Source organism: Mesorhizobium sp. B2-6-4, from assembly GCF_006441495.1.
Classification (GTDB): domain Bacteria; phylum Pseudomonadota; class Alphaproteobacteria; order Rhizobiales; family Rhizobiaceae; genus Mesorhizobium.
Genome location: NZ_VFUE01000014.1, coordinates 23,557 through 47,549 on the forward strand (window position 1 = coordinate 23,557; position 23,993 = coordinate 47,549).

The following is a 23,993-nucleotide window of genomic DNA, read 5'->3' on the forward strand; positions in this document are numbered from 1 at the left end:
GCACAATGCAACGCCGAGGCGCCTTGGCCGCTTGTCAGTCGTTTGCCTCATTCGATGGCAAGCGCAAGCTGGGCCGCTGAGCCAGCAACGGCATGCTTTTGACGCGCGACCGGTTGAGAAAGCCCGTCAGCGGCTTTTCAATCGACAGGTAAAGCATCGCGGAAAGCGCGATGCTGATCAAGGCAATCGGCGCCGGCTGCCAATTTGGCGGAACCCCAAGCCGCAGCATGATGCCAGTTACCACGACAACCACCAGCACATGCCACAAGTAGATCGAATACGAGGCACTACCAAAAAATGTAAGCAGGGCCACGGGGTTGAACGGTCTGGCACGCTCGGCAAAAACCGCTCCGGCAACGATCAGGGTCGCCGGAATACCCCAACGCAGAACACGAGGCAGCTCGGGGTCAAGCATCTGGATCGTCATCAACAGGAGAAATCCGCCAACAACCAGCGCCAGCGCCGGCACAAGCCGGAGCCGAATATCCTCCATCCACAGCCGCCCGATAACAATGCCGGCCGCGAACTCGAGCATGAGGGGAGAGGTAAAGCGGTAGCCTTTGAGCAGCAAGTTCGATGCGACCATCACCGTCAGCACGCCGATCAGCGCGGCAAAACGCTGCTTCTCGCCTAAAAAGAGCGCCAAGGCGAAAATGACGTAAAACATCATTTCATAGCACAGCGTCCAGCCCTGGATCACCACGGGATGAAGTACCCCATCCTGCACGATCGGAAGAAACACCAGCGAGCCGAAAAAATTTTCCGGGCTCAGCACATGTCCGTAGAGAAATTGCGGCTTGAGGAAAATTGCCAGCGCGGTCAGCACCGTGACGATCCAATAGAGCGGCACGATGCGAACAATCCGACGCCATATGAAACGCCGTGGATTGGCAGGGCGATCGGCCGTGGTCACCCACATGATGAAACCGCTGATGACAAAAAACAGGTCGACGCCAGCAGCACCGACCGCGAACGGACCGCCGAACTGTTCGTTGATGTGAAAGCAAACTACCGCGGAAGCGGCGAGTCCTCGAAGGTATTGGATAGTGTGAATGTCATTCACGCCATACTCCTTACCCGCACCCCCGATGCTGCAATGCACAATAGCAGACATCCGCCATCTGCTGTCAACGGGCAAGCTAGGTAGGATCGCGGCACGCCCTCTTGGACGCGGCCAAGAAGCGATCGCTCGGGGGTGTCAATCGCCCTGCAATTTCATTTGTATGCAAATGTTTCCGGAATGACTGATCCGGAAACCAAATCACCGTTTTCGCGAAATCCGACCGATACATGGCAGGCGCATTTACCCGGCATCGAACGGCGGCCGAAGATAATCCTCGGCCGCCGCCGTTCTTCAAGGGAGATGAAAATGTCGATGTTCGAAAATCTCGGCCGCTACGGTGCGACCATCAGGCAGGCCCATGCCAGGAACAAGGCCGTCCGCGCCCTGAACAGCCTGCCGGCGCATGTCCAGAAAGACATCGGCTGGCCGGCCTCGCCGCCCAGCGACCCGCAGGCGGCGCTTTCCGCCCTGCTTTTGGGCTTTACGCGCTGATGACCTTCGCCGAAAAGTGCAAACTGCTCGGCACGCGCCGGAGCCCGCGAGGGGCTCCGGCCGTCACCAGCAACCGCCTGCGCGCAGCCCTTCTGCCGCAGCGCTGATCCCTCCCGCGAGAAATGCGGCGCCCATCACAGCGACGTGTGCACACAGCGTAAATCTTGACATCTTCGACCAGGGCACGATCTTCAAATATGAAGGGGACTTCTCTTAGTCGGCTGCCGCCGAAGTTCGTGTATCCGCATGCCAAGTTTGAAAAGCCACGTCGTATCCTTCGTGCTCAGGCACAGTCGCAAGAAGGCGTTTTCCAGCCCGGAAAACCTGCAGCGCTGGATCGCTGCGGCGCGCCGGACAGAGGACCATCACCCTCCGGTGTCAGTGCAGCAGCGCTTCAACATCGAGACGCGCACCGTCGACGGCTTTCCCGTCTACGAGATCGCCCCCAGGGCCGGCGAGCGCAAGCGGGTTCTCTATCTGCACGGCGGCGCCTATGTCTTTGAAATCACGCCCTATCATTGGCACCTGATCGCCGACATGGCCGACCGGCTGGGCTATGCCTTTACTGTGCCCATCTATCCCATCGCGCCCGAGCATGACTTCCACGCCATGTTCGGCATGGTCGGCGACGTCTATCGCCGGATGCTCGGCGAGACGGAGGCGGAAGACATAATCTTCATGGGCGATTCCGCCGGCGGCAACATGGCCGTGGTGCTCACCATGATGGCTGCCGAAGAAGGCCTGCCCTTGCCGTCGCGCCATGTGCTGATCTCACCCGGCCTCGACGTCTCGCTTGCAAACCCCGAGGTGTTCGAGGCGGAGCGGAACGATCCCTGGCTGGGCATCGCGGGCGGACGGGAGGCCATCCGGCTCTACAGTGCCGGAATAGACCCGACTGACTGGCATATCAGCCCCGTCTATGGCGATCTCTCGGTACTACCCAGGACATTGCTCCTGGCGGGCTCTCGCGATCTTCTCACGCCCGACAATCTGATCTTCGCACAAAAAGCACGGGCCGCTGGCGTCGAGGTAGAGCTCGTGCACGAGGAAGGCATGTTCCACGTCTGGCCGCTGATCGATATGCCGGAATCGCGCCGCGCGCGCGAACGGATCGTGGCGTTTCTGACCGAGAACCCCTCACCCCCTGTTGAAGGCGCCGGAGCAGGCTTCGAAGCGCCGTCCACCGAGGCTTCGGGGCAGGGCCTCCAGTCAGAGTACCCCGGTTGATCAGAACTTGCCGGTTTCCCGGAAGACTTCGAACGTCGCCCGGATGTGGTCGGCCACCGCCTTGACCGGCGCGCTGGCGTCCGGCGCTACCACCATGGCGAGGTTGTAGGTGCCGATATCGGGCATGCCGTCCTTGGGGCAGAGCTCGACCATGTCGTTGCCGAGGAAAGACTTCGGCAGCGGCGCCACGGCGAGATCTGACATGATGGCGGCGCGCTGGCCGGCCGTATGCGCGCTCATATACGCGATGCGGTAGTTGCGGCCCTCGCGGCTCAGCGCTTCGAGCGCCCCTGCCCGCCAGGCGCAGCCCTCTTCCCACAGCGACACCGGCAAGGGTTCGCGCAGATGCGCGCAGCCGCCCTTGGCGCCGGCCCAGACGATCGGCTCCGTCAACAGCACCTCGGCGCCGAGCGCGCTGGTCTTGTAGGAATTGGTGAGCAGCGTGATGTCGAGCGCCCGGTCATCCATGCGCCGGCGCAGATTGCTGCTCTGGTCGATGGTGACGTCGACGGCGATCGATGGATGCGACTGCGCAAAACGCTTCAGCACATGCGGCAGCACGCGCTCGCCATAATCGTCCGGCGAACCCAGCCGCACCACGCCGACAATGTCGGGAATGATGAACTTGGACACCGCCTCGCGATTGATCGACAGCAGACGACGGGCATAGCCCAGCAGCATTTCCCCGTCGGTGGTCAGCGTCACCGAGCGCGCATCGCGCGCGAACACCGAGCGGCCCAGAATATCTTCCAGCTTCTTGATCTGCATGGAGACCGCCGAGGGCGTACGGAAGACGGCATTGGCCGCGGTGGTGAAGCTGCCGGTTTCGGCGATCGCCACGAAAGTGCGCAGCACGTCGAGGTCCAGCAGCGGCAGCGGATGATTGAGTGGGGCGTTCATGACGATCGACCTTCAATTTTTCTGATGCAAACTATCATTCCATTTCGTTTGATTGAACATCAGTTCGGGCGCATAGTCAACTCCATCGAAGCAGGATGCTGCCAAGGCAGCCACGAAACGATCACGACACAGACCTGCCTTCGACATGCAATGAAGCTGATACAGACCTGACGTAAGGCATTGCCGGGCACTTCCGCCCCGACACGAGGAGATCGAAATGTCTATCCTGTCATCCATCGGTCGGCTTGCGACCGAATTCAGCGCGGCCCGCGCCCGCTACCAGACCGAACGCGCCATCCGCTCCCTGCCGATCGAGCTGCAGAAGGATATTGGCTGGCCTGAAGCGGCCGACACGAAGGCCGGCATACGCGCCGGCGTCGGATCCTGGGCTGGAGCAAAGTAAACCGTGTGTATCATGCATTGAAGGCCTGCCGCGCAAACCGCCGGGCAGGTCTTCTTGTTTTACCGACCTGTTTTGCCGTTTTATTTGCGTTCACATGAATTTCGGAGCCATGCTGCCGCTGCATGGCGCATATGAACAAGCCGCATAGCGGCTGGGTTTTGAGCTAACGCTTTGTAAGCTAACGAAAAATCCGGGAGTGCCTACAAAGGCTCCCGCCTTGCGTGTCGCTTTTCATATGAAGTGCTTCGCTTTTGCGATTTAGTTTTTACTTACACAAGCCTATATCCACGCCAGCAAACGAGCTGCCCCACTCCATCAAGCGAAGGCGACCCGTCTGAGCAACCGATTGGAGATGAACATGAAGCTTTTTGCCCGCCTTTTCCCTCGCCGCGAAATGAACCTGACCACGGCCCTCGAGCGCCAGCGCCTTGCCAACACCATGCCCGGCCAGACCGGCGCCATGGCTGCCGCACGCCTCGGTTTCGTCGCCTGAACCGATCCCGCAGGCAGCGCTCCTTCGCGCTGCCTGAATAGATGACGCCGCCCGGTTCCGCCGAGGCGGCGTTTGTTTGCACACCCCTGACGGCGCTTCCATCATGGACGGCGCCGCGGCTGCGCGGCATCGCAACACGATTGCCCATTTGCGACCCATGTCGCAAATTAAATCTTGCTAAAGCTCCTTAGCCGATTGACAAGGATGGTTTTTCCTGTTGTCGCTATGCTATTCGCGACATTCTGTTCGCGCCATGGCTGCGTGAGGTTCCCGTGAACGCCGTTAAGCATCCGATCAAGCGATCGTTTGTATTTTTTCTCATTCCCGACTTCACCATGATCGCGTTTGCGACGGCGCTCGACCCGCTGCGCTCGGCCAATCGCATGCTCGGCTACGAGGCCTATCGATGGCGCCTCGCCAGCATCGACGGCAAGCCGGTGCGCGCTTCGAACGGTGTCGAATGCGCGGTCAACACCTCGCTGGAGGAGGAGCGCAGGAAAATGGGAGGGCCGGATCGCCCCAACATGGCCATCGTCTGTAGCGGCACCAATGTCGAGCGCTATCAGAACAAGTCCGCTTTCGCATGGCTGCGCGAGGAATACAATCGTGGCGTCTCCGTCGGCGGCCTGTGCACCGGAGCGCATGTTCTGGCCGCTGCCGGCCTGTTGTCCAACAAGCGCTGCGCCATCCATTGGGAGAACCTGCCGGGCTTCTCCGAGGCATTCCCGAAGGCCAATGTCTTTGCCGACCTGTTCGAGATCGACCAGAACATCTACACCTGCGCCGGCGGCACCGCCGCGCTCGACATGATGCTGAAGCTGATCGGCGACGATTTCGACGAGAATCTCGTCAACCGCGTCTGCGAACAGGTGCTGACCGACCGTGTGCGCAGCCCCACCGACCGCCAGCGCCTGCCGCTGCGCGCCCGGCTCGGCGTACAGAACTCGAAAGTGCTGACCATCATCGAACTGATGGAAGGCAATCTGTCGGAGCCGCTGTCGCTGATCGAGATCGCCGACCATGTCGACCTGTCGCGTCGCCAGATCGAGCGGCTGTTCCGCACCGAGATGGGACGCTCGCCGGCCCGCTATTATCTCGAAATCCGCCTCGACCGTGCAAGGCATCTCTTGATCCAGTCCTCGATGCCGGTGGTCGAGGTGGCGGTCGCCTGCGGCTTCGTTTCGGCCTCGCATTTCTCGAAATGCTACCGCGAGCTCTACGCCCGCTCGCCGCAGCAGGAACGCGTCGACCGCAAGCAGCTGCTGGCGGCATAGAGGCGCGCCTCAGAGCGCCTCTGCCGACCGCATCGCCTCGACACGTATGTCCTCGGTCAGCCGCGCCTTCAACACGGAGAATTCCGGACTGGTCTTCAGCGTGTAGTGGCGCGGGTGCGGCAGGTCGATGGCGACGTCCGACTTGATCCGGCCGGGCCTGGCCGTCATCACCACCACGCGCGATGCCATGAAGATCGCCTCCTCGATGTCGTGGGTGACGAACAGAACCGTCTTCTTGCGCCGTTCCCAGATGCCGAGCAGCAACTCCTGCATCAGCCCGCGCGTCTGGTTGTCGAGCGCGCCGAACGGCTCGTCCAGCAAAAGGATCGCGGGGTCATTGGCCAGCGCCCTGGCGATCGCCGTGCGCTGCTGCATGCCGCCGGAAAGTTGCTTCGGCCAGTGGTTCTCGAAGCCCTTCAGCCCGACGAGGTCGATATAGGAGGCGACGATTTCGCCCCTCTCCCGCTCGGCCATGCCGCGTTCGCGCAGGCCGAAGGCGATGTTTTCGGCGACCGTCAGCCATGGGAACAGCGTATAGGACTGGAAGACCATGCCGCGATCCGGCCCCGGCCGGATCACCGCTTTGCCGTCGAGCAGCACGCGCCCTTCGCTCGGCGCCTCCAGCCCGGCGACGATGCGCAAGAGCGTCGACTTCCCGCATCCCGAAGGTCCCAGGATGGTGATGAAATCATTGGCCGCGACCGCCAGGTCGACAGGCATCAGCGCCTGGACCGGTGAGCCGCCGCGCACGCCGGCGAACGTGCGCGAGACGCCCTCGATGAGAAGCTTGCTCATGCCAGGCTCCATGGGAAGAGCCAGCGATTAAGCGCCTTGAAGGCAAGATCGGACAACAGCCCGATCAGCCCGATGACGATGATGCCGAAGATGATCTGGCCGGTTGCCAGTCGCGACTGGCTGTTGATGATCATGTAGCCGATGCCCGACGACGAGCCGATCAGTTCAGCGACGATGACATAGGTCCAAGCCCAGCCGAGCACCAGCCGCAGCGTCTCGGCGATCTCGGGCGCATTGGCGGGCATGATTACACGCTTGACGATGCCGTTGTCCGTGGAGCCGAGCGTGTAGGCCGCCTCGACGAGATCGCGGCGCGTTGAGCCGACCTTTACCGCGATGATCAGGATGATCTGGAACACGGAGCCGACGAAGATGACCAGCAGCTTCTCCAGTTCGCCTATGCCGGCCCAAAGGATGAGCAGCGGAATGAAGGCCGAGGCCGGCAGGTAGCGGGCGAAGGAGACGAACGGCTCCAGGAACGCCTCGACAGGTTTCCACGCGCCCATCGCTATGCCCAGCGGCACGGCGACGGCCGATGCCAGCACAAAGCCGCCGAAGACGCGCCAGATGGTGATTAGTATGTCGAGCCAGAACCGGTCCTCGACCAGCAGCCGCCAGCCATCCCGCAGCATCGACAGCGGATCGGCGAGAAAGATGCGGTTGACGTGGCCGCCAAGCGTGATCCACGCCCAGAAAACGACGAACAGCACGAAGAAGGAAATGCCGAGCACGGTTCGCGTGCCCGGCGAGATCGGATGCAGGGGGCGCGGCATTTACAACGGTCCTTGTGGAAGCGAAACGGCGGCGCGGGGCGCCGCCGCAAGACAGCGGCCGCTCAGTTCGCCACGGCGCTGGTATCGGCCAGCGTGGAGACGTCAGGCGCTTCCTTGATCAGCCCCATCTGCAGCAGAAGCTCGCCGGCGGTCTTGGAGAAATCCTGGAACTCCTTGGTGAAGAACTGCTTGTTCTCCGCCCGGTCGGCCCATTTCAGGTACTTCGCCGAATCCTCGAACTCCTTGGCCGACTGTTTCACGTCCGCGCCCATGATGCCGTAGGATTTCTGCGGGTCCTTCTTGATCAGGTCGAGCGCGTCGAAATAGCTGTCGGCAAGCGCCTTGGCGGCGTCCGGATTGGCTTTGAGGAATTCGGGCGTGCAGCCGACCGTGTCGAGCACCATCGGGTAATCGAGCGTGGTCGCCAATATGTGGCCCTGGTCGGCCTTGTCGCGCACCGCCGAGATGAACGGCTCATAGGTGACGGCCGCGTCGTTCTGGCCGGCAAGGAAGGCCTGCGCCGCCGCGTCCGGCTCGAGATTGACGACCGTGACATCCTTTGTCGACATGCCGTTCTTGTTCAGCACCCAGGCCAGCAGGAAATAGGGCGAGGTGCCCGGCGCCGAGGACGCGACAGTCTTGCCCTTGAGGTCGGCGACGGTCTTGATGTCGTTGCGCACCACGATGCCGTCGGCGCCGTAGGATTTGTCGAGCTGGAAGATCTGCTTGGTGGTCACGCCGCTGGCGTTCCACACCTGCCACGTCTCGACCGTGGTGGCGGCGCATTGCAGGTCGCCGCTGGCGATGGCGAGCGGCCGGCTGGCCTGCGGCACTTTCTTCAAGGTCACGTCGAGGCCGTGCTTCTCGAAGAGCCCCGCCTGTTTGGCGAGCGTTAGCGGCGCGAAGCCGGTCCAGCCGCTGATGCCGATAGTGACCGATGTGGCGGCCATCGCCGGCGCGGACAAGCCGGCGGCAAGCGCCAGCGTAAGGATAATGGTCCTGTTCATGTCAGTTCCCCTTTGTTTTCTCTGGGGGAATGTTCACGGACGCCGCCCGGCTGTCAATGAACAGGGCCGTGTTTGCCCACATCGTCGGCGACGAAGGTTCGCCTTGCCGCCACAAAACGGCAAGGCCGAGGACCTTCTCGTCAATACTGGTCGCAGTAGCACTCCGCGGACGAGATTCGGTCGTTCCAGTCGCTACCGCCGAAATCGCGGACCCTGCGCCTGATCTCGATCGATCGGCCTCCCCTGCGCGAATCCTCATAGGCAACGAGAGTGCAGCCTCGGCGAACGATCACCGACGACACGCGGTCGTTCCAGAACTCGCGGCCGCGAAAATTGACCGAATCGTCGGCCCCGAGCGCGATCGACCGTCCGCGAAAATTGCCATTTTCGAACATGATGCAGGCGGCCTGATCGTCGTATTGGGCGCTGGCGCCGTCGGCGTAAAGCATGGACGCGACCGCAGTCAGGATAGCTAGACGTCTCATCTGGTGTTTCCTCGGTTTGACCGCGTCACCCCGCCCGCCGGATGGCGCGGCAAGGCCAGTTTGCCACTGCTTCTGCCGGACTGGCAAGCCTGGAACAGTTCGGCATTTCACGGAAACGCCGAACCGCTTTGACTATTTTTTTCAATCAATTCCAAAGGGAAAGCGTTACGCGCGTACCGGGAAGGCGCTATGCGCTTTTTCTGGAATTTCTCAGCGGCTATCGAGCATCCAATTGCGGTTGCGCCACATCTTTTCGCCGACCAGGCAATCGCTGGCCTGTTCGGCCTGCGCCAGCACCACCGGCGGACGATCGGCCTGGTCAACCGGCCGCGGCGAGGCCGGGCCGGCGAGTTCAAGCACAAGCTTGCGGCGGATAGCTTCGGGAAACTGCGTCCAGTCGTTGACCGGAACCATGAAGGCTCCGGGACCGCCAATGACGCAGTCGCTGTAATAGCGGTCGAGATCGTTGACATCGTAGGCGCTGGTGAAGCCGCCGCGGGTCATCAGCGGCAAGCCGTTTATGACGATGCCTTGCTTGACCACCTCGTCGCGGATGATATCGACCGGCGCGCCCTGGTTGTTGGGGCCGTCGCCGGAAATATCGATGACCCGCTTCGTCCCTTGAAAGCCACTTTCGGCGAAAAGGTCCGCGCCGAATTCCAGCGCGCCGGAGATAGACGTGCGCCGCGCGCTGTTGGGAGGCTGGGCGGACAGCCGCGCCACCACCTGCTCGGCGTCGGCGCGAGTGGAGATCACCGTCCACGGCACGATGACGTGCTGCGAGTTGGTGCCAGCCCATTCGACATAAGTAACGGCGATCCTGCCATAAGCGCCAGCGGCGATGGCTTGCAGCACATGATCGTGCGTCAATGCAGCAGCGTAGCCGCGACGCTGGATCTCGAGCTCGTCCGCCGACATGGACAGCGAGACGTCGACCGCCAGCACCAGTTCGACGTCGACGGGTTCGTCCGCGAGCGACACCGGGGCCAGCCACAGCATCAGCGCCAGGGCGGCGGCGCCTGAAAGCAGATGTCTTGCGCGAGCAAAAGCAGACATGCCGCAGGGTAAGCCAGAATCGCCAGCCGAAAAAGAGAAAAGCCCGACCATAGCCGCCGGGCTTATCAAAATTTGCTCACGAGCCCTGCTGGGAGGTTGCCTAGCTTCTCGGCTTCAAATTCTCCGGATCGTAGAGCGGCTTGTAGCCGACCCCGGCGACCTCGACCGGATAGGTCTCGCCGAAATACTCCACCTTCAGCTTGCGGCCCTCTTGGGCATAGGCCCATGGCAGATAGGCGAGCGCGATGTTCTTGCCGATGGTCGGGCCGTAAGCGACCGACGTGGTGAAGGAACGGCGGCCGAGTTCGTCGACCAGCGTCTCGCCGGTCTCGGGGTCCAGCACCGGCATCGTGCCCACCGGATAACGCGCCACACCCTTGGAATCGGTGTTTTCGGTCATCACCAGCGTGCACAGCATCGCCGGCTGGTGCTCGCGGGCGCGGTATTCCAGGTGCTTGGCCTTGCCGCAGAAGTCGTTCTCCTTGACTTTCGGGCGGGCAAGATCGGCCTCGAGCAGGTTGTACTCGGTGAGCAGATCGGCATTCTGCAAACGCAGGCTCTTTTCCATGCGCCGCGTATTGGCATAGGTCTCGACGCCGAACGGCATGACGCCGGTCGAGCGCAGCGCATCCCAGACGGCCAGGCCGTCCTCGTAGCGCATGTGCAGTTCCCATCCCTGTTCGCCGACATAGGAGATGCGGAAGGCGGTGACGTCCTTGCCGGCGATCCGGATCGGCTTGATCGCGGCGAACGGGAAATTCTCCAGCGCAAGGCCCTCGGGATTCTCGACCACCTTTTGCAGGGTTGCTCGCGCGTTCGGGCCCCAGATGCCGATGGTGACGTATTTTTCCGTCACATCGGTGATGGTGACATCGAAACCTTTATCCTGCGCGGTGCGGCGCATGTACTGGAAGTCGCGCGGGCCGGCGTCCGCGCCATCGATCAAACGGCAGCGGTCGGCCATGCGGATGACCGTGAAGTCGGCGCGCACCATGCCTTCCTCGTCGAGGAAGTGGGTGTAGATGCCCTTGCCGATATTGTTGTCGCCGCCGATCTTGGCCGCGCACAGCCACTCCAGCAGCGCGACGTGGTCGCGTCCCTCGATGTCATACATCGAAAAGTGCGACAGGTTGACGATGCCGCAGTCTTCGCTCATCGCCAGATGCTCGGCATTGGACACGCGCCAGAAATGGCGGTTGTCCCATTCGTTCTCGCGCACCGGCACCCGGTTGGCGTATTTCTCCAGAAGATGCTCGTTGGCGGCATAGCCGTGCGCGCGCTCCCAGCCGCCCAGCTCCATGAAATAGCCGCCGAGTTCCTTCTCGCGCTCCCAGAACGGCGAGCGCCTGATATTGCGGCCCTTGGAGAAGGGCTCGCGCGGATGCACGGCAGGATTGTAGACCTTCATCGCCGTCTCGGTGCAGCGATCCCAGATGAACTGCTCCTTGGTCTGGTGCGGATAGAAGCGCGCATAGTCGATCGCGTGATGGTCGATCGAGGTGCGGCCGTCCGTCATCCAGTCGGCGATGAGCTTGCCCATGCCGGGGCCGTCCTTGACCCAGATGGCGACGGCATACCACAGCCCCCTCACCTTCTGGCTCTCGCCCATGGACGGGCCGCCATCCGCCGTCACCTGCAGCAGGCCGTTGAAGGAATGGCTTTCGTTATAGCCGAGTTCGCCCAGGATCGGCGTCAGTTCCATGGCGCGCTCCAGCGGCGCCAGGATCTGCTCCATGTCGAGGTCGCGCTGCGAAGGCGAAAGCCGGGCCTGGTCCTTCTCGAGCAGGTCGCGCGGATGGCAAAGGCGCGGATTGGTCTCTTCGTAATAACCCCACTCGATCTGCCCGCCCTCGGCGGTCTTGGGATCACCGGTGTCGCGCATATAGGCCGAATTGCCCTGGTCGCGCAGCAGCGGCCAGCCGATCTCCTTGCCGGTGCCGGCGAACTCGTTGTAGGGCCCGAAGAAGGTGAGCGGATGGTCGATCGGCATGACGGGCAGGTCCTCGCCCACCATCTCGGCGATCAGCCGCCCCCAGATGCCGGCGCAGACGATGACGTAGTCGGCCTCGATGGTGCCGCGGTCGGTCACCACGGCGCTGATGCGGCCGTCCTTGACAACGAGCGACCGAGCCGGCGTGTTGGCGAAGGATTTGAGCTTGCCCGAGGCTTCCGCCTGGTCGACGAGCTTGCCGGCGACCGTCTGCGAGCGCGGGATGACCAGGCCGGCGTCGGGATCCCACAGGCCGCCCTGCACCATTGCCTCTTCGATGAGCGGGAATTTCTCCTTGATCTCGGCGGGTTCGATCAGCCGGGCGCGCGTGCCAAAAGCCTTGGCCGAAGCGATCTTGCGCTTGATTTCGTCCATGCGGCCGTCATCGCCGACGCGCGCGACTTCGAGACCGCCGATGCGCGCGTAGTGGCCCATCTTCTCGTAGAAATCGATGGAGTAGAGCGTCGTCCAGCAGGACAGGAAATCGTGGCTGGTGGTGTAGCAGAAGTCGGAAGCGTGCGCCGTCGAGCCGATGTCGGTCGGGATGCCTGATTTGTCGATACCGACAATGTCGTCCCAGCCGCGTTCGATCAGGTGATGGGCGATCGACGCGCCGACAATGCCACCCAGGCCGATGATGACGACCTTCGCCTTGTTCGGAAACTCTGCCATTGCCCGCGACTCCAGATGCTGTTGCGGGCGGCGTCGGCGCCCGTCTGATCGGCGCACAATATGCAGACGACGATGAGCGCGCTACCGCCTGTTTGCGACACGCCGCGAATGCGTCGCGACCCGATTTGGATCAGGAAAATCGCTGCCGTCAGGCGAAGGCCCAGATGTCCTCGGCCTGGAAACCGACCTGGTAGCCGGCGGTCTTGAGCTTGACCACGACCTGGCCGATCTCCGGAGCGGGCAGTGCGCCGACCTCGACCTTGATCATGCCCGGACGGTAGCGTTGGAGATCGAGTTGCTCGAAGACCATCCAGTCTGCGCCCTCGCAATCGACGAGGAAGGCGTCGATATGGCTGATGCCGTTGCGGTCGAGCAATGTCTGCAAGGTCTCGGACGGCACTTCGATGTCCCTGAGATAGGGCGCGAATTTGTTGAAATTCACGTCATCCTCGCCCCAGGCATTCTTGCCCGACATCAGGTTGGTGTCGGTAACCGAGGAGCAGCCGATGAACTCGATCGGCAGCGTGCCGGCCTCGAGCGCGGCGGCATCGAAGGTGTGGACGGTGATCGTCCCCCTTATTTTCGTGACGGCAACCGGCTCGATGATGAAGCGGCTGGTATCGGGATAATTGGCGCGCAGGCGCTTCTGGTTATAGGGGATCGGCTCGACCAGCAGGGCACGGGCGCCCGGTATGCGATGCAGCCACGGCGTGACGTCGTCGAACAGGGCGCCGTCGCAGGCACCGACATTGACCATCTGGAAAGGCCGCCTTGTCCCGCCGAAGCGCGCTTTCAGTGCCGCCCCGGCCAGGAATTTCGTGCCGCGCAGCGACGGACCGCGGTCGAGCAAACCAGCCGGAAGGCCAAGCGACAGCGCGATGCGCGTCAGGCTGGATAGCGAACTCATGGCGTGTCTCCGGGAATGGCATGCAAGGCGGCGCGGTGCTGGCCGCGGGCGATCGTCGCCCACAGCGCCATGAAAGGGGCGGCCAGCAGCAGGAATGGCGGGACCAGATGCGGGAAATAGATGCGCGTGTCGTGGATCGGGAAGACGGTGAATTTAGCCAGCGCGCCGAGCACGAGCGCCGCGAACAGAATGCCGGCGCGTCGGTTGATCCGGAAGCCGGCACGGCCGACCGCGTACCAGCCGGCCAGCGCCAGCACCGAGACGCCGACCCAGCTGTTCAGGTTGACGGCGCGCAGCAGCGATGCGGCAAATGCCTTGAGATAGGCAACGACGGAGAACGGCGGCTCGAACCCGTCCATATTGTAGTGCTGCTCGACGCTGGAGAACCACAGATGCGGCCACCAGCCAGGATGATGCGCCCAGTGCGAGATGGCGAAATAGGCGACGAAGGACGCCGCAAAACCGACCAGCGCACCCCATGCCTGCTGCCGGAAGGCGATGAGCAGAACGGCGAAAACGGCAAGAAAGACAATATTGTCCGGCCGCACCATGAAGGCGAGGAAGAGCAGGATCGCCGTCGCCGCCTCGCGGCCCCTGACATAGGCGTAAAGCCCGCCGAGCAGCAGCGCCGAAGTCAGCAGATCCGGCGTCGAGGCGCGCGCCGCATCGCCGAAATCGGCCATGATCAACACCGCGCCGATCACCGGCACCAGCGCCAAGGCCTTTTCCGAGCGCAGCCAGAGCAGCGTGATCGCGCCGAACAGCAGCACCGAGGCCACCTGCACCAGCCGCATCGCTTCGACCGGCGACATCGCCGCGCTCAGCGTCGACAGGATCTCGGCGTAGAGGAACTTGATCCGGTACATGCCGAGCAGCGAATGGAAGTCGGCGGCATTCTCCGCCATGTGGCTGCGGAAGCCGCCGCCATCATCGGTTAGCGTCTTGTAGTCACCTGCCGAGACCCCGGCCTTGACGGTGTTGTAGGCATAATCATGCAGCGCCTGCGCATCGGGGTATGTGCCTTCCTCTGATATGGCGAGATAGGGAAGCATGTCCCAATTAGAATCGGGCATCAACCAGGCCGTCAGCGCCGTCAAAAGGATGTAGAGCGCGAAAGCCGCCGCGCCGATGGGTGCCGCCAGCCGCGCATAGGTCCCCTCACCCCACGCCAGGCCGGCCGCTGTGAGCCGGTCGAGCGGGTTTTGCGGAGTGGGCGACTTGGTCAGCATCGTCGTGGGGCTCAACGAACCTGGCTTTTGACGAAATCCTTCACGATTCCCACAATGCCGCGCGACAAAAGGCTGTCGAAAGCATCGACAAACCGGTCGACATGCTCGCGCTGGCAGATCAGCGGCGGCTCGAGCCGGATGACGTTGCGGTTGTACTCGGTGAAGGCGACGAGCACGTCATAGTCACGCAGCAGCAGCGCGCCGACGAAACCCGACAGCGAGCCCTTCAGCTTGTCGTCAAGCACGCTGACCACCGGCCGCAACACCGTGGGCAAGGTCTGCGAGAAATCATGGAACTCGAGCCCGATCATGAGCCCCTTACCGCGGACGTCCTTGATGACCTTGGGGTATTTGTCCTTCAGTGCCTGGAGGCGCTGCAAAAGGTACTCGCCGGTAGCGGCGGCATTGTCGATCAGGCCCTCGTCATAGAGAACGTTGAGCGCTTCGATCGAGGTGACGCAGGCCTCGCCCATGCCGCCGAAAGTCGCCATGGCATGGATCATCGCCGTCTTCGGCGTGCCGTAGGCCTTCATATAGATCTCGCGCCTGGCGACCATCGCGCCGACCGCCGCCTTGCCGCCGCCGAGCGACTTGGCGAGCGCCGTCACGTCGGGAACGACGCCATAATGTTCGAAGGCATAGAAGCGGCCGGAGCGGCCATAGCCGCACTGCACTTCGTCGGCCACCCACAGCACACCGTATTGATCGCACAATGCGCGCAGCTTCCGCCAATATTCCGCGGGCGCCTGGATGATGCCGCCGCCGCCCTGGATGGTTTCCAGCACGATCACGCCGATCTCGGGATCGGCGCGGAATGCGCGCTCGACCGCTTCGATGTCCGCGAACGGAATCCGGACCGCATTGTCCGCCACCTTGAAATCGGCGCGGTAGAGCTGGCCGTCGGTGATCGCCAGCACACCCTTGGTCTTGCCGTGGAAGGAATTCTCGGCATAGACGATTTTCGGCCGCTTCGGGCCGGCGGCACGCTCGGCGAGTTTTACCGCCGCTTCCATCGCTTCCGAGCCGGACGAGCCCAGAAACACCATGTCGAGATCGCCGGGCGAACATTTGGCGATGTTGTGGGCCAACGCGGCCGCATATTGCGACATGAAGGCGATGGCGATCTCCTGGCGCTTCTCCTCCTGGAATTTTTTCCGCGCTTCGAGGATGCGCGGATGGTTGTGGCCGAAGGCCAGCGAACCGAAGCCGCCGAAGAAATCCAGGATCTTGCGGCCGTTCTGGTCGATGTAGAACATACCTTCGGCACGCTCGATCTTGATCTTGTGGAAGCCGAGCAGCTTCATGAAATGCAGCTGGCCCGGGTTGAGATGCGCCTTGAACAGGTCCGTCATTGCAGCGACGTCCATCGCCTTCGCCTGCTCGACGCTGATCAGGTCAGGTTTGGCGATGGTGGTTGGCGACAGCGCCGGCGCGCTGATCATGGTGCGCGCGCTCGCCTGATCGGGCTTGGCCATGACGGTCATTTCAATCTCCTGTCCGCGCGCAGGATCGGGGATCGTGCGCAAATGAAACTGTTGGCGGGCTGCTATTCGGCGGGCACATGTTTGGTGGCGACGGCGTGGCCGGCCTTCCTGGCGCGGTATTCACTGTAGGCGGCGATCAGCATGTCCTCGTCGCGATGTTGCGGCACCCAGCCAAGCTGGCGTCCCGCTTTGGAAACGTCGAGCACGCACTCCTCGTCGGCGATCAGATATTGCTCCGGATCCATGATCGGCAGGTTCATCAGGTCGAGCAGGTCCAGCGTGCGCTTCACCGCCCAGCCCGGTGTCGGGATCAGGATCGATTTCGAACCGGCATGCCTGATCAGGTCGCCGAGCAATTTCCTGACCGGCGGCGGGTTGAGCGAACCCAGATTATAGGCCTCGTTTGGTACGCCGGCTTTCCAGGCCGCGCGGGCAGCTTCCGCACAATCGAAAACAGAAATGAACTGGTATGGATTCCGGCCCGAGCCGATCATCGGCACTGGAAGGTTCCAGTCGATCAGCTTGAACAGTTTTTCAAGGATGCCGAGGCGGCCGGGACCGATGATCAGGCGCGGACGAAACAGCGAGATCGACATGCCGCGCTTGCGCCATTCGGCGGCCAGTTCCTCGGTCTTCTGCTTCGACCAGCCATATTCGCCGAGCGGCGCGACCGGATGTTCCTCGGTCATCGGGAAGGTGACTGTATGGCCGTAGATCATGTCGGTCGTGTAATGCACGAGCCTGGGCGCGCCGGCCTTGTCCATCGCCTGCATGATATGCTCGGTGCCATGGAAATTGACCGGAAAGAAGAAATCGTGCCGCTTGGCGCGCACCTGGATCGGCGACAGCATCTTTGCCGACAGATTGTAGATCATGTCGTCGGCCTTTAGCCCAACCGCCGCCACCGATGCTGGATCGGTCACGTTGCAATGGATGAAGCCGGCGTTGCGATAATGCGCCAGGTCGCTCTTGACGATGTCGGCGACGACAACCTCCTCGCCATCCGCCACGAGCTTCGGGGCAAGGTGGCGACCGACAAAGCCGTCGCCGCCGAAAATCACATGTCTCATCGAACTATCTCGCTGGTGCCGATCTTGCCGGGAGTGATGGAAACGGTCTGCTCGTCATGCCCGCGGACACCCAAGTCTCGGCCGCTTTGGGCGATCAGCACCGTGCCCACGCAAATGCAGGCGATACCCGCGATGCGCCAGCCATTGAGGTCCTCGCGGAAGACGAAATAGGCGAAGACCGCGACGGCGACATAGGCGAGGCTAAGGAAGGGATAGGCAAAGGAAAGCTCGACCTTGGACAGCACGTAGAGATGCGAGGCCATGGAAATGACGAAGGTGCACAGGCCGAGGAACACCCAGGGGCTGAAGACGATCTGCAACAGCTTGATAAGCGGGTTGGCGCCTTCGAACGAGATCGGCCCAAGCGACATCATGCCTTGCTTCAGCATCAGCTGCGCGGCCGCATTGGTCATGACCGTAAAGAGAATGAAGACGATATATTTCATGTCCGCTCACCCACCCGTGACGCTTTCTATTACAAACCCGAAAAGATTTCGTGAACTCACAAGGACGTTTTGAGTAAATCTTCTCGTTAACCGATCGCTAACCACGATCCATTTCAATTTTATCTATTCGGCGGCCTCGGCACCCCGTCTTCGCAGGTCGATGTTTTTGGCTGTGCGCGCCCAGAAGCCGGACATGAAGGCCGGGTCGCGCTGCGCCTCCAGCCGCGACCACTCCGGAAAGGACGCGGCGAAGGTCGCGGCGCTCATACGCGCATCCTTGTAGGGGTTGACTGCCCCGCCGGCTCCGATGGCGATGCGGTCGAGTTCGTCCAGCAACGCCAGGGTCGCGGCTCCCCTGTTGGGGAAATCCAGCGTCAGCGTGTAGCCAGGTCGCGGGAAGGAGAGCAGCGCCGGGGATCGGACGCCGCCGAAGCGTTTCAGAACAGTGAGGAACGAGCCCTGCCCGGCCCGCCTGGCAGCCGCGAGCAGCATCGGCACCGCTTCACGCGCGGCTTCTTCCGGCACAACGCTCTGGTGCTGGAACAGCCCGTTCGGACCGTAAAGCCGGTTCCAATCGCGCACGCCGTCCAGCGGGAAGAAGAAGCCCTGGTAGCCGACCTGGCGCGGCGCGGCGGAGCGGCCCTTCCTCCATCGGTAGGCCGCATTGAAGGCGCTCAGGAACGGTCGGCTGAGCACATTGAACGGCGGCTGGAACGGCACCGCGAAATTGCTGCCGGCGCGCGCGGCGGTATGCGAGCCATGCTCGGCGTGGTTGCCCGTGAACAGCAGGCCGCGCCCGCTGCGCCGGCCGCCGGCGAGTTGATCGATCCAGGCGACCGCATATTCATTGGCCTGGTCCGCCGCCTCGGCCAGCTCGAAAAATTCGCCCAGGTCGCGAAACGGCGTCACCTTCTCGATGAGGTCGAGGGAATGCACCCGCATCAACCGGATCGAGGCCGACAGGATCAGGCCTGTCAGCCCCATGCCGCCGATCGTCGCCCGGAACAACCGCGGATTGTCTGTCGCGGAGCAGCGGTAGGTCCTTCCATTGGACCGCAGCAGTGTGAAACTTTCGACATGGCAGCCGAACGTGCCGCGCCGGTGATGGTTCTTGCCGTGGACGTCGTTGGCAATGGCGCCGCCGAGCGTGACGAACTGCGTGCCCGGAACGACTGCCGGGAAGAAGCCGTAGGGCGCGGCGTGGGCAATGATGTCGGACAGAAGCACGCCCGCATCCGCTTCGAGAAGGCCAGTCTCGGCATTGAAGGCGCGGATGCGGTTCAGCGGCCGCATGTCGACGACGGCACCGGCCTCGTTCTGGCAGGAATCGCCGTAGGATCTGCCATTGCCATAGGCAAGCAGCGAGGCGTGCCTGGCCTGACCGCCCTTCAGCAGCACGATAGCGTCATCGATGCCGATGGCGCGCGGTGCGGGCGGCGTCGCGCGCCCGAAGCTGTCGAAGCGCTCGCCGGCCATGTCTACCAGCCCCCGATCACCAGCAGCACGGCGCCGATCAGCACCACGATCTGGCTGCGCCAGTCGCGGATGATGAACACGACCGGATCGTCATGCATCTCATCGCGACGCGCCAGGATCCAGACCCGCATGGTGAGATAAAGCACGATCGGCGGCAGCGGCCAGATCAGCCAGGGATGCGGGTAGAGCTCACGCACCGCGACACTGTCCATGTAGAGCGCCAGCACCAGTGCCGAGGAGAAGGCCGAAGCCATGCCAGCCTGGGCGACGATCTCCTGGTCCTCGGTGCGATATCCGCGCCCGGCAATGCGCTCGCCGGGTAGAATGGCCGTGGTGCGCAATTCGACGAAGCGCTTCACCAGCGCCAGCGACAGGAAGAAGAAGATCGAGAAGGCGAGCAGCCAGAACGAAACCTCGACGCCGGTCGCGGCCGCGCCCGCCAGAACGCGGATCGTGTAGAGGCCGGCCAGCGTCAGCACATCGACCAGCAGCATGCGCTTGAATGACAGCGAGTAAGCCGTGGTGACAGCCATGTAGCCGCCGAGCACGGCGAGGAATTCGGGCGCCAGAAACAGTCCTGTGCCGATGCCGATCGCCAGCAGCACCGCGATCGCGCCGATCCCGAACGGGATGGAGAGCGCGCCGCTGGCGAATGGCCTGTGACGCTTGGTGGCATGCTTGCGATCGAGCGCCAGGTCGAAGAAATCGTTGAGGATATAGATGGCCGACGCCACCGCGCTGAACGAGATGAACGCCAGCACGCACTCCCAGATCATGCCGGCGTTGAAATATTCGTGCGACAGCACCATCGGCACCGCGATCAGCGAATTCTTCAGCCACTGATGCACGCGCAGCATTTTGACGATGGTCCGCAATGTCGGTTTCGGCGCCGACATGGTTTCGGCGCCATGCGCCGCCTGCCAGCGCGCGGCGTGGCGGTCCGGCGCCACCACGATCGCGCTGCGTGCCGCATCGAAAACCTTGAGATCATGGCGGCTGTTGCCGGCATAGTCGAAGCCGCCATCGCCATAGGCCGCGACGAGCGAGGCACGCTTCTTGCCGGAAGTCAGATTGTCGACCCCGTCCGTCGCCAGCACCCTCTCGAAGACACCGAGATGGCGAGCGATGGCGTCGGCGAATTTGCGCGGCGTGCCTGTCGCCAGCACGATCTTGCGGCCTTCGGCATGCTCGGCCCGGATGCGGTCGAGCAATGGCGCGCGGTAAGGCAGCGACGCGGGATCGATATCGACGCGCTGGGCGATGGCTTGCTTCAGCCGGGCCGGCCCGGCGGCGGCCCAGAAAGGCACGAGGAAAATGTAGAGCGGGTTCTTCTTGAGAAGGATGAACAGTCCTTCCCATAGCAGGTCGGTCGCGATCAGCGTGCCGTCGAGATCGACCGCAAGCGGTATTGCGTTTCCGTCGGACCGCGCGTCCATGTCGTCCTGCCCTGCCTCGAACCCGTCGCGCCGTTTGTCGGCGTCTTCACAAGACGTATAGCGGGGAGACGGCGTAACGAACGTTAAAACGCCGGGTTGTGGGCGGCTGTCACCGCGGTATTTCCCGTGTCATTGTTAAACAACCGCTACCGGAAACAATAAAAGGCCGGGCAAATGTCCGGCCTCTCAAGAGATGTGGACAAAAATTACTTGATGCGGGCGATGCCGCCCGAGATCTCGACCGTTTCCGAGCCGGTCAGGGCTTCGAGATCGCCATTGGGCAAGGTGACGAAGCAGCCATTCGGGCAGAATTCCACGGTTTCGCCGGCGGCCAGCGCCAGGTCGGTCTTGCTGCCGCCTTCCGTCACGATCAGCGTGCGGGTCTCGGCGTCCTTGTTGACCGCGCTGGCGGAATGGGCCGACCCGCTCACGGCGAGCAAGGCGACGGCAGCGACGAGAGACTTCCACATGTGCAATATCGGTGTTCCCACCGCCTCTGTTGCATTTCGCAAGGCATTCTCGCCTTTGCATGGGAGCTTATATGAGATGGAAGCTGAACCGCAACTGAATGCCGCATTCATGCCGCAATTGGTTTGATGGCCTGAACCTTACGACCGCCGATCTAATCCGGATCAGGCTTCTTCGCCTTGCGTCCTGATTTGGAGAGACGTTTGGCCCCGGCCGCGGCCTCCGCCTTTGCTCGTTCCTGCTCGGCGAAATCGGCCTCGATCTTGTCGTCGTCGGTCGGCCAGGCCTTCGCATGCTTGGGCTCGACGACGGCGCGTGGCGTCGAGGGTATCTCGATATGCTGATCGCTGAATGTTTCCAGCACGGTGAAGCGGATGTCGTTCTGCACGATATTGCCGTTCATCACATCCGCCAGGAACAGGCGGATCTCGAATTCCAGCGCGGCAGGCCCGAAATTGGAAAACAGGACGAAGGGTTCGGGGTTCTTCAGCACCAGCGGATGACCGCGGGCGATCTCGAGCAGAACGGCGTGCACCTGCTTGACGTCGCTGCCATAGGCGACGCCGACCTTGATGTCGATGCGGCCGAGCTTGTTGCGGTGCGTCCAGTTGCCGACGGCGTTGTTGATCAGGTTCGAATTGGGCAGGATCACCGACTGCCGCTGGAAGGTCTCGATCTCGGTGGCGCGCACGCTGATCTTCTTGACGGTGCCGCTGATGTCGCCGGCGACGATCCAGTCGCCGACCTTGAACGGCCGCTCGGCCAGCAGGATCAGGCCCGAGACGAAGTTCGACACCACGTTCTGCAGGCCAAAGCCGATGCCGAGGGAAAGCGCGCCGGCGACCAGCGCCAGGCTGGACAGATCGATGCCCGCCGCCGAGATGCCGATCAGTGCCGCAAGTGCCACGCCGGCATAGCCGACGGCCAGCCGGATCGAGTTGCGCACGCCCGTGTCGACCTTGCCGCGCGCCATCACCGAACCGTCGAGCCAGCCCTGGAACCAGCGCGTCAGGAAATAGCCGATGATGAAGACGACGATGCCCGACAGGATGCCGGTGACCGAAATCGTCACCGAACCGATATTAATCCCGGTCGCCAGTTTGTACGCCCAGGCCTGGATGTCGCCCAGTTGGAAGCCCCACATCAACAGGATCAGCGGCAGGAAGACCAGCACGATCATCACATTGATGGCCACGCTGACCACAAGGCCGAGCTGGTCGAGCGCGGTGTCCTCGTAGCTGGAATTGGCCGACAGCCAGCGCCCGACCGACGTATTGGCGAAGGCGCCCTCGTCGCCGATCGCCTGTGCCGACAGGAAGCCGATATAAGCGGTGACGAGCGTCGTGCCGGTGACCACCACCTGCAGCGACACGAACAGCGCAAGGCCGATATAGCCAAACAAGGCGGCTATGATGGTGAAGAGCCCCAGAGCCAGAGCCAGGTAGCGCAGCCATGCCGGCCAAGGCCGCCAGCTGCCGTCACGGGCCTTGAACGGCCGCAGCATCGCCATCAGGATCAGGATGATGCCGACGACGATGGTGGCCACGAAACTGCGCGCGATCGTCAGCGACAGCGGCGATCCCATCTTGTCGTTGATGACGGACAGGAAGGTGTTGACGCTGATGACCACGGCCATGGCGGTAGTCAGGCGCACCAGCCAGCGCGCCGGGCCGGATTCGACCGGGATCAGGCGCCAGTTCGGCAGCCTCGGCTCGAGCGCCGCATTGGCCAGCCGATTGACGCAGAACACCACCCCGATGACCGTCGCCAGCGCGTTGAGGAAAAGGCCAATGTCGCCGCGCAAAACGTTGTAATAGTTGAAAAAGAAAATCGTCGACCCAAGAAAGGCGCCGACTGCCAGCGTCGGCAGCAATGTCGACCAGAAGGCCACCGACAGGCGGCTGAGATAGGACGGGTCCTCATTGGACGGATCGGCTTCGAACACCCGTCCAAACAACCGCCTGCCGCCGACCAGAAGCACCAAGGCCAGCCCGAGCGCCACGAAGGTTGCCGCCAGAATGGCCTGGAACTTGAACCTGAAGGCGAAGCTCAGCCAGGACGAGACCGCCTTGTAGAAATTGCCGAACTCGTCGCGGGCGTCGGAAAAGACCTGTGGGCTCAGCGCATCCGACAGCACATAGCGCTTGGTCAGGAGATTGCGGAAAAGCGCGCTGCGCATGTTGCCGATCTTGTCGATCATCCCGCTGATGCGGATCGACAGCGTCTGCGCCTGCGCGATGACCGCGTTGATCTCGGCCTTTTCGGAGACCAGCGCCTGGCGCTCGGTGCTGACGATGTCGGGTTCCGGCGGCTGGCCTGCGGCGGGTGCCGGGCCAAGCTGCTCGAGCCGGCTGTTGATCTCGCTAAGGCGGGTGCGGAAGGCCAGCGCGCTGTTCAGCGATTGCCGCGACAGTTCCTCGAGTTGCAGGCGGATATCGACGAGAGTGGCGTCGTCGTCGCCGTCCTGCTGGATCTTCTTGTCGAAATTATCGGTCTTGGTCGTCAGGTCCTGAAGGATTTTCTGCTGGTCGGCGACCAGTCCGGCAGGCGCCTGGCCAAGCCCTTGCGCCGACGCATCGAACGAAAGCGGCGCCGAAACGACAAGCGCGAACATCAAGACGAGACGAAGCAATTTGAAAAACATGATTTGTTGGCGACTCAAGGCGGCAATGGCAATTGAATTTGCCTGTCCTTGATAAAGACGGCCATATCATGGGGCAAGCCGTCGCATCCGACCGCCAGGGCTCCGAACTCGGGGCAACAAAGACCTGACGACCGCCAGTCCCGTTGTGCCGGCAGCTTTATGATAGGAATTTTTTCTTGACTGGGTGAAGGCAGCTATGGTAG

General features: G+C 62.6%; 22 protein-coding genes. 5 read left to right on the plus strand and 17 right to left on the minus strand.

Annotation, left to right across the window (positions count from 1 at the left end; all coding sequences use genetic code 11):
• Nucleotides 1-34: 34 nt before the first annotated feature.
• The gene (locus FJ426_RS20030) at nucleotides 35-1,063 is read right to left on the minus strand and encodes an acyltransferase (RefSeq protein WP_246675576.1); all 1,029 of its coding nucleotides are present in this window, start codon (nucleotides 1,061-1,063) and stop codon (nucleotides 35-37) included.
• 132 nt (nucleotides 1,064-1,195) lie between these two features.
• Here FJ426_RS20030 and FJ426_RS32190 point away from each other — a divergent pair, with 132 nt between their 5' ends.
• Nucleotides 1,196-1,555, plus strand: coding sequence for a hypothetical protein (locus FJ426_RS32190; protein ID WP_318012538.1), 360 nt, complete (start codon nucleotides 1,196-1,198; stop codon nucleotides 1,553-1,555).
• A 246-nt stretch (nucleotides 1,556-1,801) separates the two neighbouring features.
• Entirely contained in the window at nucleotides 1,802-2,782 is a 981-nt protein-coding gene (locus FJ426_RS20040; protein WP_140559611.1) for an alpha/beta hydrolase, read from the plus strand.
• Here FJ426_RS20040 and FJ426_RS20045 read toward each other — a convergent pair whose 3' ends face one another.
• Complete coding sequence (locus FJ426_RS20045; RefSeq protein WP_140495644.1) at nucleotides 2,783-3,682, minus strand: LysR substrate-binding domain-containing protein; 900 nt, start codon at nucleotides 3,680-3,682, stop codon at nucleotides 2,783-2,785.
• A gap of 217 nt (nucleotides 3,683-3,899) precedes the next feature.
• Between FJ426_RS20045 and FJ426_RS20050 the strand changes: the two genes are divergently transcribed.
• From FJ426_RS20050 to FJ426_RS20060, 3 genes are all read left to right on the plus strand, one after another.
• Nucleotides 3,900-4,085 (plus strand): hypothetical protein, encoded by a 186-nt coding sequence (locus tag FJ426_RS20050; protein WP_140495643.1) that lies wholly within the window; start codon nucleotides 3,900-3,902, stop codon nucleotides 4,083-4,085.
• A gap of 358 nt (nucleotides 4,086-4,443) precedes the next feature.
• Nucleotides 4,444-4,578 (plus strand): hypothetical protein, encoded by a 135-nt coding sequence (locus tag FJ426_RS32065; protein WP_127853696.1) that lies wholly within the window; start codon nucleotides 4,444-4,446, stop codon nucleotides 4,576-4,578.
• A 272-nt stretch (nucleotides 4,579-4,850) separates the two neighbouring features.
• Nucleotides 4,851-5,852 (plus strand): GlxA family transcriptional regulator, encoded by a 1,002-nt coding sequence (locus FJ426_RS20060; protein WP_140495642.1) that lies wholly within the window; start codon nucleotides 4,851-4,853, stop codon nucleotides 5,850-5,852.
• A gap of 9 nt (nucleotides 5,853-5,861) precedes the next feature.
• Here FJ426_RS20060 and FJ426_RS20065 read toward each other — a convergent pair whose 3' ends face one another.
• The 15 genes from FJ426_RS20065 to FJ426_RS20135 all read right to left on the minus strand — a co-directional run bounded on the left by FJ426_RS20065 (nucleotide 5,862) and on the right by FJ426_RS20135 (nucleotide 23,790).
• Nucleotides 5,862-6,647 carry an ABC transporter ATP-binding protein gene (locus FJ426_RS20065; protein WP_140559610.1) on the minus strand — a complete coding sequence of 262 codons (786 nt, stop codon included), beginning with the start codon at nucleotides 6,645-6,647 and terminating at the stop codon, nucleotides 5,862-5,864.
• Nucleotides 6,644-7,420, minus strand: coding sequence for an ABC transporter permease (locus FJ426_RS20070; protein WP_140495640.1), 777 nt, complete (start codon nucleotides 7,418-7,420; stop codon nucleotides 6,644-6,646). Before FJ426_RS20070 ends, FJ426_RS20065 begins: the two co-directional genes overlap by 4 nt.
• Nucleotides 7,421-7,482: 62 nt before the next feature.
• Nucleotides 7,483-8,427, minus strand: a complete 945-nt coding sequence (locus FJ426_RS20075) for an ABC transporter substrate-binding protein (RefSeq protein WP_140516347.1) — start codon at nucleotides 8,425-8,427, stop codon at nucleotides 7,483-7,485.
• A gap of 140 nt (nucleotides 8,428-8,567) precedes the next feature.
• Nucleotides 8,568-8,912: a peptidase inhibitor family I36 protein gene (locus FJ426_RS20080; RefSeq protein WP_140495638.1), complete on the minus strand. Its 345-nt coding sequence runs from the start codon at nucleotides 8,910-8,912 to the stop codon at nucleotides 8,568-8,570.
• A gap of 210 nt (nucleotides 8,913-9,122) precedes the next feature.
• Nucleotides 9,123-9,968, minus strand: a complete 846-nt coding sequence (locus tag FJ426_RS20085; protein ID WP_140495637.1) for a DUF1194 domain-containing protein — start codon at nucleotides 9,966-9,968, stop codon at nucleotides 9,123-9,125.
• Between the two features lie 100 nt (nucleotides 9,969-10,068).
• Nucleotides 10,069-12,630 carry an FAD-dependent oxidoreductase gene (locus FJ426_RS20090; RefSeq protein ID WP_140559609.1) on the minus strand — a complete coding sequence of 854 codons (2,562 nt, stop codon included), beginning with the start codon at nucleotides 12,628-12,630 and terminating at the stop codon, nucleotides 10,069-10,071.
• A gap of 148 nt (nucleotides 12,631-12,778) precedes the next feature.
• On the minus strand, nucleotides 12,779-13,537 hold the full coding sequence (locus FJ426_RS20095; protein WP_140521114.1) for an FkbM family methyltransferase: 759 nt from the start codon (nucleotides 13,535-13,537) through the stop codon (nucleotides 12,779-12,781).
• Entirely contained in the window at nucleotides 13,534-14,766 is a 1,233-nt protein-coding gene (locus FJ426_RS20100; RefSeq protein ID WP_140825514.1) for a DUF2029 domain-containing protein, read from the minus strand. The genes FJ426_RS20095 and FJ426_RS20100 overlap by 4 nt, the downstream gene beginning before the upstream one ends.
• Nucleotides 14,767-14,777: 11 nt before the next feature.
• Complete coding sequence (locus FJ426_RS20105) at nucleotides 14,778-16,208, minus strand: aspartate aminotransferase family protein (protein ID WP_246675578.1); 1,431 nt, start codon at nucleotides 16,206-16,208, stop codon at nucleotides 14,778-14,780.
• A gap of 104 nt (nucleotides 16,209-16,312) precedes the next feature.
• Nucleotides 16,313-17,320: an NAD(P)-dependent oxidoreductase gene (locus tag FJ426_RS20110; protein WP_140559607.1), complete on the minus strand. Its 1,008-nt coding sequence runs from the start codon at nucleotides 17,318-17,320 to the stop codon at nucleotides 16,313-16,315.
• Nucleotides 17,317-17,766: an EamA family transporter gene (locus FJ426_RS20115; protein WP_140559606.1), complete on the minus strand. Its 450-nt coding sequence runs from the start codon at nucleotides 17,764-17,766 to the stop codon at nucleotides 17,317-17,319. Before FJ426_RS20115 ends, FJ426_RS20110 begins: the two co-directional genes overlap by 4 nt.
• Nucleotides 17,767-17,889: 123 nt before the next feature.
• Complete coding sequence (locus tag FJ426_RS20120; RefSeq protein ID WP_140559605.1) at nucleotides 17,890-19,242, minus strand: FAD-binding oxidoreductase; 1,353 nt, start codon at nucleotides 19,240-19,242, stop codon at nucleotides 17,890-17,892.
• A 2-nt stretch (nucleotides 19,243-19,244) separates the two neighbouring features.
• Nucleotides 19,245-20,678 (minus strand): UbiA family prenyltransferase, encoded by a 1,434-nt coding sequence (locus tag FJ426_RS20125; protein WP_140559604.1) that lies wholly within the window; start codon nucleotides 20,676-20,678, stop codon nucleotides 19,245-19,247.
• 206 nt (nucleotides 20,679-20,884) lie between these two features.
• On the minus strand, nucleotides 20,885-21,148 hold the full coding sequence (locus FJ426_RS20130) for a hypothetical protein (RefSeq protein WP_140495629.1): 264 nt from the start codon (nucleotides 21,146-21,148) through the stop codon (nucleotides 20,885-20,887).
• 152 nt (nucleotides 21,149-21,300) lie between these two features.
• On the minus strand, nucleotides 21,301-23,790 hold the full coding sequence (locus FJ426_RS20135; RefSeq protein ID WP_140559603.1) for a mechanosensitive ion channel family protein: 2,490 nt from the start codon (nucleotides 23,788-23,790) through the stop codon (nucleotides 21,301-21,303).
• Between the last annotated feature and the right edge of the window lie 203 nt (nucleotides 23,791-23,993).